This window comes from Dactylosporangium sp. NPDC051484 (assembly GCF_040689395.1).
Taxonomy (GTDB): Bacteria; Actinomycetota; Actinomycetes; order Mycobacteriales; family Micromonosporaceae; genus Dactylosporangium.
In genome coordinates, this window is the sequence record NZ_JBFAZX010000004.1 from 27168 (window position 1) to 41771 (window position 14604).

Here is a 14604-nt window from a genome sequence, read left to right on the forward strand (position 1 = left end):
GACAACTTTTCCGAACCGGATTCAGAAGCGCGCGAACGACCGGATCGGCATCCGCGGCCCGAATCGGGGCGCGCCGATCCCGGCGGCGCCGATCAGCGCGCAGACCCGCCCCCGGTGCGGCGCGAACGGCGCCAGAAGCTCGAGCATGTGCTCGTCGGTGCCGCGGGCCGCCCCGGTCAGCGCGAACGCCACGTTGTTCTTGATGTTGTAGTCGCCGACGGAGACCACGTCGGCGTCGCCGTACGCGGCCCGGGTCACCTCGGCCGCCGTCCACGGCCCGATGCCGGGGATGCTCACCAGCCGCGCCGTGCAGGCGGCCGCGTCCGCGGACCGCTCCAGCGCCGCCGCCTGCGCGGCCGCCCGGCGCAGCGTCTCGGCCCGCTTCTGCTCGATGCCGAACGGGTGAAAGGCCCAGTACGGCGTGGCGGCGAGGACCTCCGGCTCGGGCGGCAGCAGCAGCCCCTCCCGCGGCCCGGGCGCCGGCTGCGAGAGCTTCCGCAGCATTCGCACGTATCCGTGGTGGGCCTCCTTGCCGCTCACCTTCTGCCCGAGGATCGCCGGCACCAGATGGTGGAAGACCCGCCCGGTCGCGCCGATGCGCAGCCCGGCGTGCTCCCGGGCGAGCCGGGCGACGAGCGGGTGCTGCCGGGACAGCTCGGCGAAGCCGGTGACGTCGTCGCGCAGCCCGGCGATCGCGTCGGCCCGTGCCAGGAGCCAGTCCGCCCCCGGGCCGTACGCCTCGAAGGAGAGCTCGTCGCCACCGAGCACGAGCCGCAGCGTGCCCGGGCCGTCGGGGGTGCGGGTCGCGAACCAGCACGAGTGGGGCGAGATCGACAGCGTCGGGTCACCCTGGATCAGCGCCAGGCCGCGCATGGTCCGGGCCAGGTCGTAACGCGGCGGGACCTTCACGCCGCGACCCGGGACAGGGCGCGGTGCAGCAGCCGGGAGTCGCCGAGCATGGCGCGCAGCTTACGCTCCAGCCCGGCGATCGGCACCAGGTTCTGCGGCGCCCGCGGGTCCTTGTACGCCTGCGACGCGAACCGCGGCAGCGTCACCGCCGACAGGTGCGCGAGCGCGACGGCACCGGCGTGGGTCAGGTCGGCCGAGCACTCCGCCCGCACGATCCCGGACCACGGCGCCCCGGCCGGGCCGGGCAGCCGCAGGTACCACGCGAAACGGTTCCACGACGTGCCCAGCAGGAACACGGGCGTGCGCTGCCCGCCGCGCAGCGCGGTCACCACTTCGGTGAGGCCGGCCGGGAGGTACTCCACCCGGTGGGTCTTGATGTAGCCCAGCGCCCGGGGCAGGTGCACGCGCTCCTGCAGCGGCCCGTCGACGATGAGCAGGTCGCCGTCGGCCCGCTCCTCGTTCGACACGCCCACCTCCAGGGCGCGCATGTGCCGCTGCACGCCCAGCGCGAGGTCCTTCGGCTCGCCACGGGAGACCCGCCGGCCGGGGTAGCGGATGTTGCCCGCCACGATCGGCGGCAGGTCCTCGACGGGCGTGAACAGCCCCCGCTCGATCCGCGTGGTGGCCACCTGCGCCACGCCGCGGCCGAGCTCGCAGCGCACCACCCCGGCGGCGTAGGAGGCCGCGACCCCCGGGTGGGTCGTGCCGGCGTCGTCGGTGATCCAGACCCGGGCGTCGATGCGCTGCACCCCGTCGACGATGAGCACGGTCCCGGGCGGGTCGAGGCCCGCCGGCGGGTCGACCGGGCGCCAGGCGTCCGCGGGCAGCTCGACGTCGGGCTGGAGCTGGGCGCTGCTCTGCGCCTGCGGCCCGGAGGCCTCGGCCGCCTCGAACGACAGCCCGTAGGCCGGGTCCCACGCGTCGACGTGGAGCTTCACAACCCCACCCGCTCGATGCGGGCGGTCCGGGCGTCGCGGCGCACCTCGAAGCGCACCGGTATCCGCTCGGCGAGCGCCCCGACGTGGGTGACGACGCCGACCATGCGGTCGCCGCGGGCGGCGAGGTTCTCCAGCGTCACCGCGACCGTGTCCAGCGTGGACGCGTCGAGGGTGCCGAAGCCCTCGTCGAGCACGATCGACTCGAGGCTCGCCGACGCCGCCGACATGCCGGCGAGCTGCTCGGACAGGGCGAGCGCGAGCGCGAGGGAGGCCTGGAACGTCTCGCCGCCGGACAGCGTGCGTACCACACGGCGCAGCCCGGCGTCGTGGTGGTCAACGACGTAGAACTCGCCCTTGTCGTGGCCGAGGTCGTACTGGCCGCCGGAGAGCTCCCGCAGGGTCCGCGACGCGCCCTCGACGAGGGTGTCGAGGGCCTCGGCGAGCAGCCACCGCTCGAACCGGTCGGCCCGCAGGTGCTGGGCGAGGGCCTTGGCGACCTGGCCGTCCCGGGCGATCGCGTCGCGCTGGGCGCGCAGCCGCTCGGCGTCGGCGCGCCGCTCCTCGATGCGCCGCCGCGCCGCCTCCGCGCGCTCGACGGCGACCGCCGCCTCCCGTGCCGGGTCCCCACCCGGCGCCGCCAGCCCGGCCCCGGTGAACAGCGCGGCGAGCTCATCGCGCACGCCGGCGGCGCGCCGCTCGGCCCCGTGGACCTCGTCGAGCGCGGCCGGCCGCCCGGCGCGGCGGCGGCCCGTCTCGCCGGTGGCCCAGCCGTGCAGCGTCGCCCAGGCATCGGCGAGGTCGTCGCGGTTGGCCGGCGGCGGCCCGAACGCGGCGAGGCCGTCGCGGGCGGTGTCGAAGGAGCGCCACGCGGCCCCCAGCCGCTCATCGGCCCGGTCGGCGTCGCCGGCGGCGGTACGGTGCGCCTCGCGGGCCTTGCGCACCTCGGCGCCGGCGTTCTCCAGGCCCTTGGTGAGCCGGGCGATGCCGTCGAGGTCGCGCTGCAGCGCCTCGGGCGGGGCAGTGCCCTCCAGCTCGGCGTCCAGGGCGACCATGCGCTGCTCCACCTGCTGCGCGTGGGCGCGGGCGGTGGCGAGGTTCCGGTCGAGGTCGCGTAGCGTCCGGTCGCGCTCCTCCACGGTCCGGTCCGCGGCGTTGCTGCGCTTGCGGGCCAGTTCACCGACGGCCTTGGCCGCGACCACGGCCGGCTCGTGCGGCAGATCGGGCAGGTCGTGGACGGTCTGGGTGCACACGGGGCACGCCTCGCCGGCCCGCAGCTGCGGGCGCAGGGCCGCGGCCTGGTCGACGGCCATCGCGGCGTTGTACGCCTCGAAGGCCGCCTCCAATGCCCGCTTGGCCGCCGCAGCCTCGGTCCGGGCCGTCTCCACGGACCGCGCGGCCCGGTCGTGCTCCTCGGAGGCCGAGGCGACCCGATCGTGGACCGCGGTGGCCTCCGTGGCCAGGCGTGCCCGCTCGGCGTGCCGGTCGAGCAGTCGGCGCAGCGCGGTCACGTCGCCGGCGGCCTGCAGCTCGCCGCGCAGCTTCTCCTCGCGCTCCTCGGCGGCCCGGGCGTCCTCCACCGCCCCGGCGACGGCGGCGCGCGCGGCCGCGGCCGCCGCGGCCAGCCCGGCCGCCTCGGCGGGCACCGTGACCGCGCCGAGCCGGTCGATCTCCACGTCGAGAGTGGCCAGCGCGGTCGTGGCCTGCCCGGCGAGGCGGCCGGCCTCCTCCAGCCGGGGTGCGATCGCGTCGACGGCCCCGGCGACGCGGCGCAGCGCCTCGACCCGCGCGGCCGCCGCGGTCAGCGCCGCTTCGTCGACGTCGGACAGCACGGCGAGCTGCTCATCGAGCACCTTGAGCTTGGCCTCGGCGGCGGAGCCCTCGGCCGCGGCCCGCTCCCGGATCCGCCCGTACACGTCCAGGCCGAGCAGGTTGACCAGGATCTTCTGCCGCTCGGCCGGCTTCGCGTGCAGGAACGCGGCGAACTCGCCCTGCGGGAGCACCACGCACTTGGTGAACTGCTCATACGGCAGCCCGACGACGGTCAGCACCGCCTCGTCGACCTCGCCGGGGGTGCCGGCCAGCACCTCGGCGACGTCGTCGGCGTCGAGGCCGTGCTCCAGCTTCGACAGGTCCAGCTCGGGCGCGAGCGCCTCCAGCCCGGCGTGCTTGGTGGTGACGGCGCCCTTGGCGTCGCGGCGCACCACCCGGGACAGCACGTAGCGCACCCCGGCGGACTCGAACACCAGCCGCACCCGAGCCTCGGCGGCCGACGGGGCGAGCGCGTTGGCGATCGCGCGCCGGTCGCCCCAGCGCGGGACCGTGCCGTACAACGCGAAACAGATCGCGTCGAGGACCGTGGACTTGCCGGAACCGGTCGGCCCGACGAGCGCGAAGAAGTCCGTGTCGGTGAAGTCCACGGTGGTCGGCTCGCGGAACACGGTGAACCCGTCCAGATCCAGCCGGATCGGCCTCATGAGTTGATCACCTCGTCGTGTAGCCGGTGGAACAGGGCCTCGGTCGCCTCGTCGGCGTGTCCGCGCTGGGTGAGGTAGTCGGCGAACAGCTCCCCGGCGGAGCGCCCGGCCCGCGCCCGCTCGGGCTTCTCGCCGGCGCCGGGACCGGGCAGCAGCTTGGGGTCGATACGGACCTCGAGCGCCTTCGGCAGTAGCTGCTGGACCTCCTCGCGCAGCCCGGCGCGGGGCGCCTCCTGGACGTACACCCGCAGCCACGCCTCGCCGGTGTCCAGTGTGGACAGCTGGGCGAGGGTGCCGCGGACGGTGCGCAGCGGCGTCGCGACCGGCAGCGGGACCTCCCGCACCCGCGCCGCGGTCGCGGCGGTCACGTCGACGACGCTCGCGGTCACGAGGTTCTCCTCCTCGCCGAAGTCGATCGGCAGCGGGCTCCCGCTGTAGCGGATCGGGCACGGCCCGTTGACCTGCTGGGCGCGGTGCAGGTGGCCGAGGGCCGCGTAATGCACCGAGGACGGGAAGACGCTGGCCGGCACCGCATAGCCCATGATGGTGTGCGCCTCCCGCTCGCCGCCGCCCATGGTGGCGCCGATGACCGTCAGGTGCGCGGTGAGAAGGTTGACGGTGCCGCCGCCGAAGCCCTGCGCGAGCCGGCTGATGAGCTCGCCGATGTGGTGGGCGTACGACTGTGTGATCTCGGCGGCGGAGAGCTCGAACATCTCGCTGGCGCGCACCGCGTACCGCTGGGACAGGAACGGCAGCGCGACCAGGCGCCACTCCTCCCCGCCCCGGGTCGTGCCGGACAGCAGGTGATCCTCGGGCTTGCCGATCGCGCCGCGGATCGTGATCCCGGCGGCGTCGGCCCACGGGCGCAGCGCGTCGAGGGCGTTGCCGTTGTCGTGGTTGCCGCCGATGACGACGACCTCGGCGCCGCTGCGGCGCAGCGCGGACAGCCCGCGGGTGACGATCCGGGTCGAGTCGGCGGTCGGGGTGGCGGTGTCGTAGAGGTCACCGGCGACGATCACCAGATCGGGCCGCTCGGCCTTGGCGACGTCGACGAGCCCGTTGATCGCCGCGATGTGGTCGGCCGCCCGCGACTGTCCCTTGAGGACCTTTCCGACGTGCCAGTCCGAGGTGTGGAGGATGCGCAAGCCGGCTCCTTGTCTAGCGCGGGACGTCTTCAGAACGGGATGTCGTCGTCGGACACGCCGCCGGCGCCGACCCGCGCCACGACCGCGAACGGGTCGCTGGACTGCACGATCGAGCGCAGCGTCGCGCTGGGCGGGGCGCCGGCCTCGGCGGGCCGGGTCGCCCACGACGGGAACGGGAACTCGATGCACAGCGGCACCGGGATCTCCGGCTGCGACACGAACATGGTGCCGGGCTTGGCCAGCAGCGCGCGCTGGCGCTGCGCGGGCGGGAGGAAGCCGTACTCCGGGCGGGCAGCCTCGGCCGGGTCGAGCCGCCCGACGACCCGGATCGCCGAGTTGGCCACGATGCGCCGCTCCACCTCGCTGGCGGTCTGCTGCGCGCCGATGAGCACGACACCGAGGGAGCGGCCCCGCTCGGCGATGTCGAGCAGCACCTCCTTGATCGGGCTGGTGCCCTCCCGTGGCGCGTACTTGTTCAGCTCGTCGAGGACGACGAACAGCAGCGGCTTGGCGGTGCCGGCCTTCTCCTTGCGCTCGAACTCGGTGCGCAGCGTCACGCCGACGACGAAGCGCTGCGCCCGGTCGGGCAGGTTGTGCAGGTCGACGACGGTCACCTGAGCGGACTCGGCGGTGTTGATCTGGTGCGGCTTGCGCGTCGCGAGGTCGCCGCGGATGAGCCGGGACAGGTCCTTCTTGCTGCCGATGAGCCGCCGGGCGAACGCGTTGACGGTGCCCAGGCCGACCGCGCTGCCGGCCCACTGCCCGCGGGTGGCGTCGTCGTTGAGCTGCTCGACGAGGTGGTCGACCAGGTCGGCGTAGGAGTTGAGCCGGGTGCCGTCGATCGCGACGCCACCCTCGGCCGGCTGGGCGACCCGCGCCAGGTGCGCGGTCACCGAGTGCACCACCATCGTGTACTGCTGGCGCTCGTCGTCGGCGTCGGCGAACACGTAGGGCAGCAGCCGGTCGGCGCAGAACTCCGCCAGGGTCCAGTAGAACGCGTCGACGCCGGTGAGGCGGCTGCTCACGTCGGGGGTGCCGGAGGAGTCCCCGGCGCGCGGCGGCGCGTAGACGCGCACGTCAGGGAACGGGCCCGCGGCCAGGCCGAGCCGGGCATAGGCGTCTACGGTGGCCGCGTCGAGCCGGGCGTTGGGGTGGTCGAGGAACAGCAGGTCCTCGCCCTTGACGTTGAAGATCAGCGCGCGAGTGTTGGCGGTCTCCCCGGCGCCGCCGAGCACGCCGGAGCGGAACACGGAGTACAGCAGGAAGGTGGCGAAGCTGGTCTTCGTCGCCACGCCGGAGATGCCGGAGATCGACACGTGCGCGCCCCGGGAGCCGTCGAGGAAGTCGGCGTTGAGGAACATGGGCGCGCCGTCGCGGCCGAAGCCCATCGGGATCGTGCGCTCCATCCGGTCGAAGTACAGCGCGCCGGCCCTGGCGTCGCCCTGCGCGCGGTGCACCACCGCGCCGGGGGCCGGCGGCACGTACACCTCGGGGTCGACTCGGGTGGTGGTGATCTCGGCGGCCTCCTGGATCGTCGCCGGGAGGGTGCCGTCGGCGACGAGGAAGACGTCGGAGTCGAACGCCACGCCTTCGTGCCGGGCGCGCACGGCGGTTACCACCCCGGCGATGGTCACCGGGTCGCGCTCGGGAAGGTCACGCTTCGTGACGACGACGTCATCGAGCTGGAGGTAGGCGCCGTCCTCGACGGCGACCCAGAAGGTCAGCGGGGTCGCGTCGGCGGTGCCGAGCACACGCCCGACGACGGGCCCGCCCGGTGTGGGCGCGGATTCGTCCGCCATGGTGTCGACCCCCAGTACATGTGTTCGCCTGTGCATCGTGCCTCACCGTCGGCCGTGGGTCGAAGGCACCACGCCAGCGGTGGGCAGGTGAGTGTCCGATTCATGGCTCGGAATCGGGTGAAAACGGGGTATAACCCACGGTTATTCACAGGTTCCGGGCGGTTGTCCACAGGCTTGTGGACGATGCTGTGGATCGATGGCTTACCGGCTGTACCGCAGCAGAAGCAGGCCCTCCGCGAGGAGTGCGTGACGCAGCGTGAGCGCCTGCGGCATGTCGATCGGCGGCCCGGCGGTGATCCGGCCGGCGCCCGGCCCGGCCAGCAGCGGCGAGAGGGTCAGGCACAGCTCGTCGACGAGCCCGGCCGCGGTCAGCGACCCGAAGAGCTGCGGTCCGCCCTCGCTGAGGATTTGCCGCAGCCCGCGCTCGTGCAGCAGCGCGACGGCGGCGGGGAGGTCGACCTGGTCGTCGCCGGCCACGACGATGTCGGCGACCGCGGCGAGTGGGCCCGGCTCGGCGGCGGCCCGGGTGACGATGATCGGGCGCACCGGGGCGTCGGCGAGGGCCTCGTGCGCCGGGTCGAGGTCGCAGCGGGCGGAGACCACGACGAGGGTCGGATACTCGCTCATGCCGTGCGCGACCCGCCAGGCCCGCCGCCCGGCATCCAGCCGCAGGGCGTGGTAGCCCTCCTCGCGCAGCGTTCCGGCCCCGACCACCAGCGCGTCGCACAGCATCCGCAGGATGCCGAAGACGCGCTTGTCCGCAGGCCCGGACAGCGGCTCGCTGCGGCCGTCCACGTGCCCGGCGCCGTCGAGGCTGGACACGAAGTTCAGCCGCAGCCACGGGTCGGGCGGCGTGCGGTAGAGCTCGGCGAGGTCGGGTAGCTCATCTGGGGAGGGCCGCAGCAGCTGCACCCGACGACCTTACTCGCCGGGCGGACCCGTGACCGGTGGCGTCGGTCTCGGCGGCCGGTGCTGGCAGTCGCACCAGCTCCCGCCGCGGCACTCGGCATGCCGTTTGTCGCGGCACGCTTGACAGATCACAGTTTCAGGCTGCGCCGCCGGGCCTGTCCGGTCAACAATGTCTGCACCATGGCTCGCATGATCTATCAGCTGCGCATCGCGCTGGACGGCGTGGACCCGCCGGTCTGGCGCCGCATCCTCGTGCCCGGCGCCTTCACCCTCGACCGCCTGCACCGGGTGATCCAGTTCGCGATGGGCTGGAGCGACCGCCACCTGCACGTGTTCGACATCGACGGCGTGCAGTACGGCGTGCCCGACCCCGATGGCCTGCTCGAGGTCCGCGACGAGCTGGACACCCGCCTGGACATGGTGGCGGGCAAGGGCACCCGGCTGCGGTACACCTACGACTTCGGCGACTGGTGGGAGCACGACGTCGCGATCGAGGACGTGGTGCCCGCCGACCCCGACATCCGCTACCCGATGTGCACCGGCGGCGAGCGCGCCTGCCCGCCCGACGATGTCGGCGGCCCGGAGGGCTACCGCGACTTCCTGACCGCTTACGTCGACCCGGCTCACCCCGACCACCTCGCGATGCGCGTGTGGCTCGGCCGCGCCTTCGATCCGGCCGCCTTCGACCCTGCCCCGCCGACGACGCTGCTGCGCCGGATGACCTGATCGGGGTCTGATCGCGGCCTGATCGGGAAAGACTTTTCCCGCTGTCCTGGACCGCTGCCCGGCCGGATCGGGCCGCTGCCCGGCCGGACCGCCGCTGCCGCCGGACCGCCGCCAGGCCATCGCTGGGGCGGTGCCGTATCGCCGGGCCGCCGCCGGGCCGCTGCCGGACTGCCGCCGGGCCGCTGCCGGGCTAGCGCTGGGGGCGGTGCAGGACTGCCGGCGCGCCGGACTGCCGCCGCGCCGGACCGCCGCCGCGCAGGGGCGGTCCCGCTGTCCGGGCCCGCGGACAAGCGCGTCTTGCGGATGCTGTGCGAGCTGGTGGTCGGTACCGGGACAACGGGACCGCCGCCGCGCCGGGGCGGTGCCGAGGGCTGCCGTATCGCCGGACCCACCGGGCGGGGCCGGGACCGCTGCCGTACCGCGTCGCCGCAGTGCTGGACCGCTTCGGGCCGCCGGGCCGCCGCCGTGATCGATGATCGTTTGGGGCGGCGCTGGCCCCGCGGCTGCGATCCGCGTCGACCGGCATCATGTTCGCCGTGATCACGGAGTGAAAATGCACAAAAAAGCGGCACGTTCACTCCGTGATCATGACGAACCCCGCGCATCGTGGACGCCGGGCGCATGACCACGGAGACCTTGCTCGCGCGGAATGTGGCGGAATCAAGCGAGCGCCACGTCGCCCTCGGCGCCAAAGTCACCATGTGTGATGGTGCAAAAGGGTATATAGCGCGATAAGGACGGATCAAAAAGTCCCGCGATAACGAAATGGGAACGCTCCCATTACCCTATTGACACGGCGGCCGTTCGCGGTCCAGGCTCATGGGAGCGCTCCCGTGGCTGTGGCAGGTGACACATCCCGCAGTCGCGGGGGCCATCAGTTCGCATGTCCGCCATACCCCGGCGGGGCTTCACCCTGCCCGCCGGCACGCATCAAGCACCCCCACGCCGAACACCGCATCACGACCTGTTGAGAGGGATCAGGATGAGCTTCACCCCGCGTCGCGTGCGATCCGTCGCCGCGGCCGCGCTGACCGTCGGGCTCGCCCTCGGCATCGGCGCCTGCAGTGCCAAGAAGGACGGCGGTTCCGGCGGCAGCGCCGGCGGCTCGGTCAGGATCTCGCTGTCCTACTTCGGCTCGCCCGGCTTCACCCAGGCGGTCAAGGACTTCGAGGCAGCCAACCCGGACATCAAGGTTGACGTCAAGAACGAGGGCCAGACCAAGGACTTCACGCCGAAGCTGGCCCAGCAGCTCTCGGCCGGCAGCGGCGCGAGCGACGTGGTCATGCTCGAAGAGGGCATGCTGCTGCAATACCTGAAGGACAACAAGTCGTTCGCCAACCTGCTCGACCTCGGCGCCTCCTCGCTGCAGGACGAGTACCTGGCGTTCAAGTGGAAGAACGCGTTCACCGCGGACGGCAAGAAGCTCGTCGCCCTCGGCACCGACGTCGGCCCCCTCGCGATGTGCTACCGCACCGACCTGTTCCAGAAGGCCGGCCTGCCCACCAGCCGCGACGAGGTCAGCAAGCTGTGGCCCACGTGGGCGGACTACATCAAGCAGGGCGAGGCCTTCAAGGCGAAGAACACCGGCGCGGCCTGGATCGACTCGGCGACGTCGATCATGCAGCCGTACATCATGCAGAACGGCGACACCTGGTTCTACGACAAGAGCGACAAGTACATCGGTGACACCAACCTGGCCGTGCGCAAGGCCTACGACCTGGGCATGGACATGGCCGGCAAGGGCCTGACCGCCAAGCTGCAGCGCTGGCAGGCGGACTGGGACGCCGCATTCAAGAACGCCGCGTTCGCGACCGTGCCGTGCCCGCCGTGGTACACCGGCGTGATCAAGGAGCGCGCCGGCGATGGCGGCAAGGACAAGTGGGACATCGCCACCATCCCCGGCAAGGGCGGCAACTGGGGCGGCTCCTACCTGGCCATCCCGGCGCAGAGCAAGAACAAGAAGGCCGCGTTCGAGCTCGTCAAGTTCCTGACCGGCAAGCAGGGCGGTCTGGACGCGTTCAAGGAGGCGGGCCCGCTGCCGTCGTCGGTCTCGGCCCTGGCCGATCCGTCGCTGACCGGTGCCACCAACGACTACTTCAACAACGCCCCGGTCGGCCAGATCTACGCCGGCGCGGCGAAGGAGCTCAAGCCGATCTACCTGGGCCCGAAGCACCAGGCCCTGTGGGAGAACGCGTTCGAGCCGGCCATGCAGGCCGCTGAGCAGGGCAAGCTGACCGCGCGGGCGGGCTGGGACAAGGCCATCAAGGACAGCAAGGCGCTAGCCGACGGCTGATCGGGACCGATCGACACCGGGCGGAGGTGGCGACGTGCCGCCTCCGCCCCAGCGACCGGCAACCCGCACGCTAAGGAAGAAGGACCACCACCATGACCACCAACGTCGAGGTCGCCGGGCCTCGTCACGGGCGAAAGGACCCGGTGACGCCGCCGAGGCCGCGCTCCGTACGTCTCGGCCGACTGGACCTCAGGCTCTCGCCCTATCTGTTCGTCGCGCCGTTCTTCCTGCTGTTCGCGGTGTTCGGGGCGTACCCGCTCGTCTACACGGCCGTGCTGTCGCTGCGCAAGAACACCCTGACCGGTGGCGACGCGGGTTTCGTCGGCCTCGAGAACTACCGCAAGGTCCTGGTCGACCCGCACTTCTGGACCGTCATCTACAACACGTTCGGCCTGTTCATCGTCGCGACGGTGCCGCAGCTCGTCCTGGCCATCATGGTCGCCAGCTGGCTCAACAAGAAGATGAAGGCACGCACCGCGATCCGCATGGGCGTGCTCGTCCCCAACATCACGTCGGTCGCCGCCGTCGGCATCGTCTTCGGCCTGATCTTCGCCGACCGATACGGCCTGGCGAACTGGCTGATCCAGTCGGTGGGCTTCGACCCGATCGAGTGGCGCAACCACCGCTGGTCGTCGTGGACCGCCATCGCGTTCATGGTCGACTGGCGCTGGACCGGCTACAACGCCCTCATCTACCTCGCCGCGATGCAGGCGATCCCGAAGGAGCTGTACGAGGCGGCCTCGCTGGACGGGGCCTCGGCCTTCCGGCGGTTCTGGCGGATCACGGTGCCGCTGATCCAGCCGACGATCCTGTTCACGGTGATCATCTCGACCATCGGCGGCATGCAGCTGTTCACCGAGCCGCTGCTGTTCAACTACGGCCGAATCCAGGGCGGCTCGCTGAACGAGTTCCAGACCGTCGCGATGTACATCTACGAGACCACGTTCACGAACAACTACAACGTGGGCAAGGGCGCGGCGATCTCCTGGCTGCTGTTCCTGATCATCCTCATCTTCGCGCTGGTCAACTTCCTGCTGGTGCGCCGCTCGGTTCGAGGGAACACGACATGAGCACGATGACCCGAACCGCCCCGCCCCACCAGGAGCCGGGCGCTGCGAAGAGCCCGAAGAACCAGAAGAAGAACCCGCAGCGGCGGCCCGGCCGCGTGCGCGGCGGGTCGGAGGCGCTGTGGCAGGCCAGCCCGCTGACCTACCTGGGGCTGATCATCACGATCGTGCTGTCCGTGTTCCCGATCCTGTGGTCGTTCATCGTGGCCTCGCGGGACAACAGCGCGGTGACGGCCATCCCGCCGCCGCTCACGCCGGGGTCGAACTTCTTCTCCAACGCCGCCCGGGTGCTTGAGAACACCGACGCGAACTTCCTCTACGGCCTGGTCAACTCGGCCGTCGTGGCCAGCTGCGTGACAGTGTCGGTGGTGTTCTTCTCGACCCTGGCCGGCTTCGCGTTCGCCAAGCTGAAGTTCCGCGGCAAGAACGCGCTGCTGCTGATCATCATCCTGACGATGATGATCCCGACGCAGATCAACATCATCCCGCTGTACCTGCTGATGGTGAAGCTGGACTGGACCAACACGCTGCAGGCGGTCATCGTGCCGTTCCTCGTGCAGGGGTTCGGCGTGTTCATGATCCGGCAGTTCGCCGAGTCCGCGATCAGCGACGAGCTGATCGAGGCGGCCCGTATCGACGGGGCGTCGACCTGGCGCACGTACTGGAGCGTCGTGCTCCCCGCGCTGCGTCCGGCGGCGGCCGTTCTCGGCCTGCTCACCTTCATGCAGACCTGGAACGACTTCCTTTGGCCCTACGTGGTGCTCAACGGTGACACGCCGACCGTGCAGGTCTCGCTGAACATTCTGGCGACCGGCTACTACAAGACCGACTACGTGCAAGTCTTCACTGGGACGGCTCTGGCGATCGTGCCGCTGCTCATCGTGTTCATCGCATTCGGCCGCCAGATCATCGGCGGCATCATGGAAGGTTCGGTCAAGGCGTGACCAGCATCGACCCGCTGACGTTTCCACCCGGCTTCCTCTGGGGCGCGGCAACCGCGTCGTACCAGATCGAGGGGGCGGTCGCCGAAGACGGCCGCACCCCGTCCATCTGGGACACCTTCAGCCACACCCCCGGCAGGACGGTGGGCGGCGACACCGGCGACGTGGCGTGCGAGCACTATCACCGCTACCGCGAGGACGTCGCGCTGATGAGCGATCTGGGGCTCGGCTCCTATCGGTTCTCCGTCGCGTGGCCGCGTGTGCAGCCGGGCGGACGCGGGCCGATGAACGGCAAGGGGCTCGACTTCTACCGGCGGCTCGTGGACGAACTGCTGGAGCGGGGCATCACCCCGTGGGTCACGCTGTACCACTGGGACCTGCCGCAGGAGCTCGAGGACGCCGGCGGCTGGCCGGCGCGCGACACCGCCGCCCGCTTCGCCGAGTACGCCGCACTCGTGCACGGCGCGCTCGGCGACCGGGTCCGGCACTGGACGACCCTCAACGAGCCGTGGTGCTCGGCGTTCCTGGGCTACGCCTCGGGCGTGCACGCCCCGGGCCGCCAGCACGCCCCGGACGCGCTCGCCGCGACGCACCACCTGCTGCTCGGCCACGGCGAGGCGGTCCGCGCCATCCGCGCGAACGACCCCGGCGCGCAGCTCGGCGTCACGCTGAACCTGTACGCGGTCTCGCCCGCCGACCCGGGCAACGCCGGCGACCTGGAGGCCGCGCGGCGCATCGACGGCCTGGCCAACCGCATCTTCCTGGATCCGGTACTGCGGGGCGCCTACCCCGAGGACGTGCGCCAGGATCTGGCCGGGATCAGCGACTTCGGCTTCGTCCGCGACGGTGACCTGGACGTCATCGCCACGCCGCTGGACCTGCTGGGCATCAACTACTACAGCCGGCACGTGGTCGCGGCGCCCGAGCCGGACGCGCCGGCCGAGTCCTACCGGCGGGTGCCGACGCCGTGGCCGGGCGGCGAGGACGTGCGCTTCGTCAAGCGGCCCGGTGTTCCCGTCACCGACATGGACTGGGAGGTCGACGCGCCCGGGCTCACCGAGACCCTGGTGCGCGTCGCGCGGGACTACCCGGGCATTCCGCTCTACGTCACCGAGAACGGGGCCGCCTACGTCGACATCCCCGGTGCCGACGGGGCGATCGACGACGCGGAGCGGGTCGCCTACTTCGACGCGCACTACCGGGCCTGCCTCGACGCGATCGCGCAGGGCGCCCCGCTGCGGGGCTACTTCGCGTGGTCGCTGCTGGACAACTTCGAGTGGGCGTTCGGATACTCGAAGCGCTTCGGCATCATCGGCGTGGACTACGCCACCCAGCGGCGGACCATCAAGGCCAGCGGGCACCGGTACGGCGACGTCGTCAGGCGCAACGGCCTGGCCGGGTAG

At 72.1% G+C, this 14604-nt stretch carries 11 protein-coding genes; 5 read left to right on the plus strand and 6 right to left on the minus strand.

The genetic code is table 11. The features are described 5' to 3' along the window. Nucleotides 1-21: 21 nt before the first annotated feature. From AB0367_RS08850 to AB0367_RS08875, 6 genes are all read right to left on the minus strand, one after another. Complete coding sequence (locus AB0367_RS08850; RefSeq protein ID WP_366226030.1) at nucleotides 22-873, minus strand: DNA-3-methyladenine glycosylase 2 family protein; 852 nt, start codon at nucleotides 871-873, stop codon at nucleotides 22-24. Between the two features lie 32 nt (nucleotides 874-905). Beyond that, nucleotides 906-1847: a hypothetical protein gene (locus AB0367_RS08855; RefSeq protein WP_366225648.1), complete on the minus strand. Its 942-nt coding sequence runs from the start codon at nucleotides 1845-1847 to the stop codon at nucleotides 906-908. Continuing rightward, nucleotides 1844-4321, minus strand: a complete 2478-nt coding sequence (locus AB0367_RS08860) for an SMC family ATPase (protein ID WP_366225649.1) — start codon at nucleotides 4319-4321, stop codon at nucleotides 1844-1846. The genes AB0367_RS08855 and AB0367_RS08860 overlap by 4 nt, the downstream gene beginning before the upstream one ends. Then, a complete protein-coding gene (locus AB0367_RS08865; RefSeq protein ID WP_366225650.1) occupies nucleotides 4318-5466 on the minus strand; it encodes an exonuclease SbcCD subunit D in 1149 nt (382 codons plus the stop codon). Before AB0367_RS08865 ends, AB0367_RS08860 begins: the two co-directional genes overlap by 4 nt. 29 nt (nucleotides 5467-5495) lie before the next feature. Beyond that, on the minus strand, nucleotides 5496-7265 hold the full coding sequence (locus tag AB0367_RS08870) for an ATP-binding protein (protein ID WP_366225651.1): 1770 nt from the start codon (nucleotides 7263-7265) through the stop codon (nucleotides 5496-5498). Between the two features lie 201 nt (nucleotides 7266-7466). After that, nucleotides 7467-8168 carry a pyrimidine reductase family protein gene (locus AB0367_RS08875; RefSeq protein ID WP_366226031.1) on the minus strand — a complete coding sequence of 234 codons (702 nt, stop codon included), beginning with the start codon at nucleotides 8166-8168 and terminating at the stop codon, nucleotides 7467-7469. 186 nt (nucleotides 8169-8354) lie between these two features. Here AB0367_RS08875 and AB0367_RS08880 point away from each other — a divergent pair, with 186 nt between their 5' ends. The 5 genes from AB0367_RS08880 (at nucleotide 8355) to AB0367_RS08900 (ending at nucleotide 14604) form a co-directional block, all read left to right on the plus strand. Next, nucleotides 8355-8900, plus strand: a complete 546-nt coding sequence (locus AB0367_RS08880; RefSeq protein WP_366225652.1) for a plasmid pRiA4b ORF-3 family protein — start codon at nucleotides 8355-8357, stop codon at nucleotides 8898-8900. A gap of 982 nt (nucleotides 8901-9882) precedes the next feature. Then, nucleotides 9883-11193 carry an extracellular solute-binding protein gene (locus AB0367_RS08885; RefSeq protein ID WP_366225653.1) on the plus strand — a complete coding sequence of 437 codons (1311 nt, stop codon included), beginning with the start codon at nucleotides 9883-9885 and terminating at the stop codon, nucleotides 11191-11193. A gap of 92 nt (nucleotides 11194-11285) precedes the next feature. After that, nucleotides 11286-12263, plus strand: a complete 978-nt coding sequence (locus AB0367_RS08890) for a sugar ABC transporter permease (RefSeq protein ID WP_366225654.1) — start codon at nucleotides 11286-11288, stop codon at nucleotides 12261-12263. Beyond that, nucleotides 12260-13204, plus strand: a complete 945-nt coding sequence (locus AB0367_RS08895) for a carbohydrate ABC transporter permease (RefSeq protein WP_366225655.1) — start codon at nucleotides 12260-12262, stop codon at nucleotides 13202-13204. Before AB0367_RS08890 ends, AB0367_RS08895 begins: the two co-directional genes overlap by 4 nt. Beyond that, nucleotides 13201-14604, plus strand: a complete 1404-nt coding sequence (locus AB0367_RS08900) for a GH1 family beta-glucosidase (protein ID WP_366225656.1) — start codon at nucleotides 13201-13203, stop codon at nucleotides 14602-14604. Before AB0367_RS08895 ends, AB0367_RS08900 begins: the two co-directional genes overlap by 4 nt.

Bases quoted from the DNA above. Each gene is read 5' to 3' on its own strand.
- AB0367_RS08850 (WP_366226030.1), bottom strand. From the start codon at position 873: ATGCGCGGCCTGGCGCTGATCCAGGGTGACCCGACGCTGTCGATCTCG.
- AB0367_RS08860 (WP_366225649.1), bottom strand. From the start codon at position 4,321: ATGAGGCCGATCCGGCTGGATCTGGACGGGTTCACCGTGTTCCGCGAG.
- AB0367_RS08870 (WP_366225651.1), bottom strand. From the start codon at position 7,265: ATGGCGGACGAATCCGCGCCCACACCGGGCGGGCCCGTCGTCGGGCGT.
- AB0367_RS08880 (WP_366225652.1), top strand. From the start codon at position 8,355: ATGGCTCGCATGATCTATCAGCTGCGCATCGCGCTGGACGGCGTGGAC.
- AB0367_RS08885 (WP_366225653.1), top strand. From the start codon at position 9,883: ATGAGCTTCACCCCGCGTCGCGTGCGATCCGTCGCCGCGGCCGCGCTG.
- AB0367_RS08890 (WP_366225654.1), top strand. From the start codon at position 11,286: ATGACCACCAACGTCGAGGTCGCCGGGCCTCGTCACGGGCGAAAGGAC.
- AB0367_RS08895 (WP_366225655.1), top strand. From the start codon at position 12,260: ATGAGCACGATGACCCGAACCGCCCCGCCCCACCAGGAGCCGGGCGCT.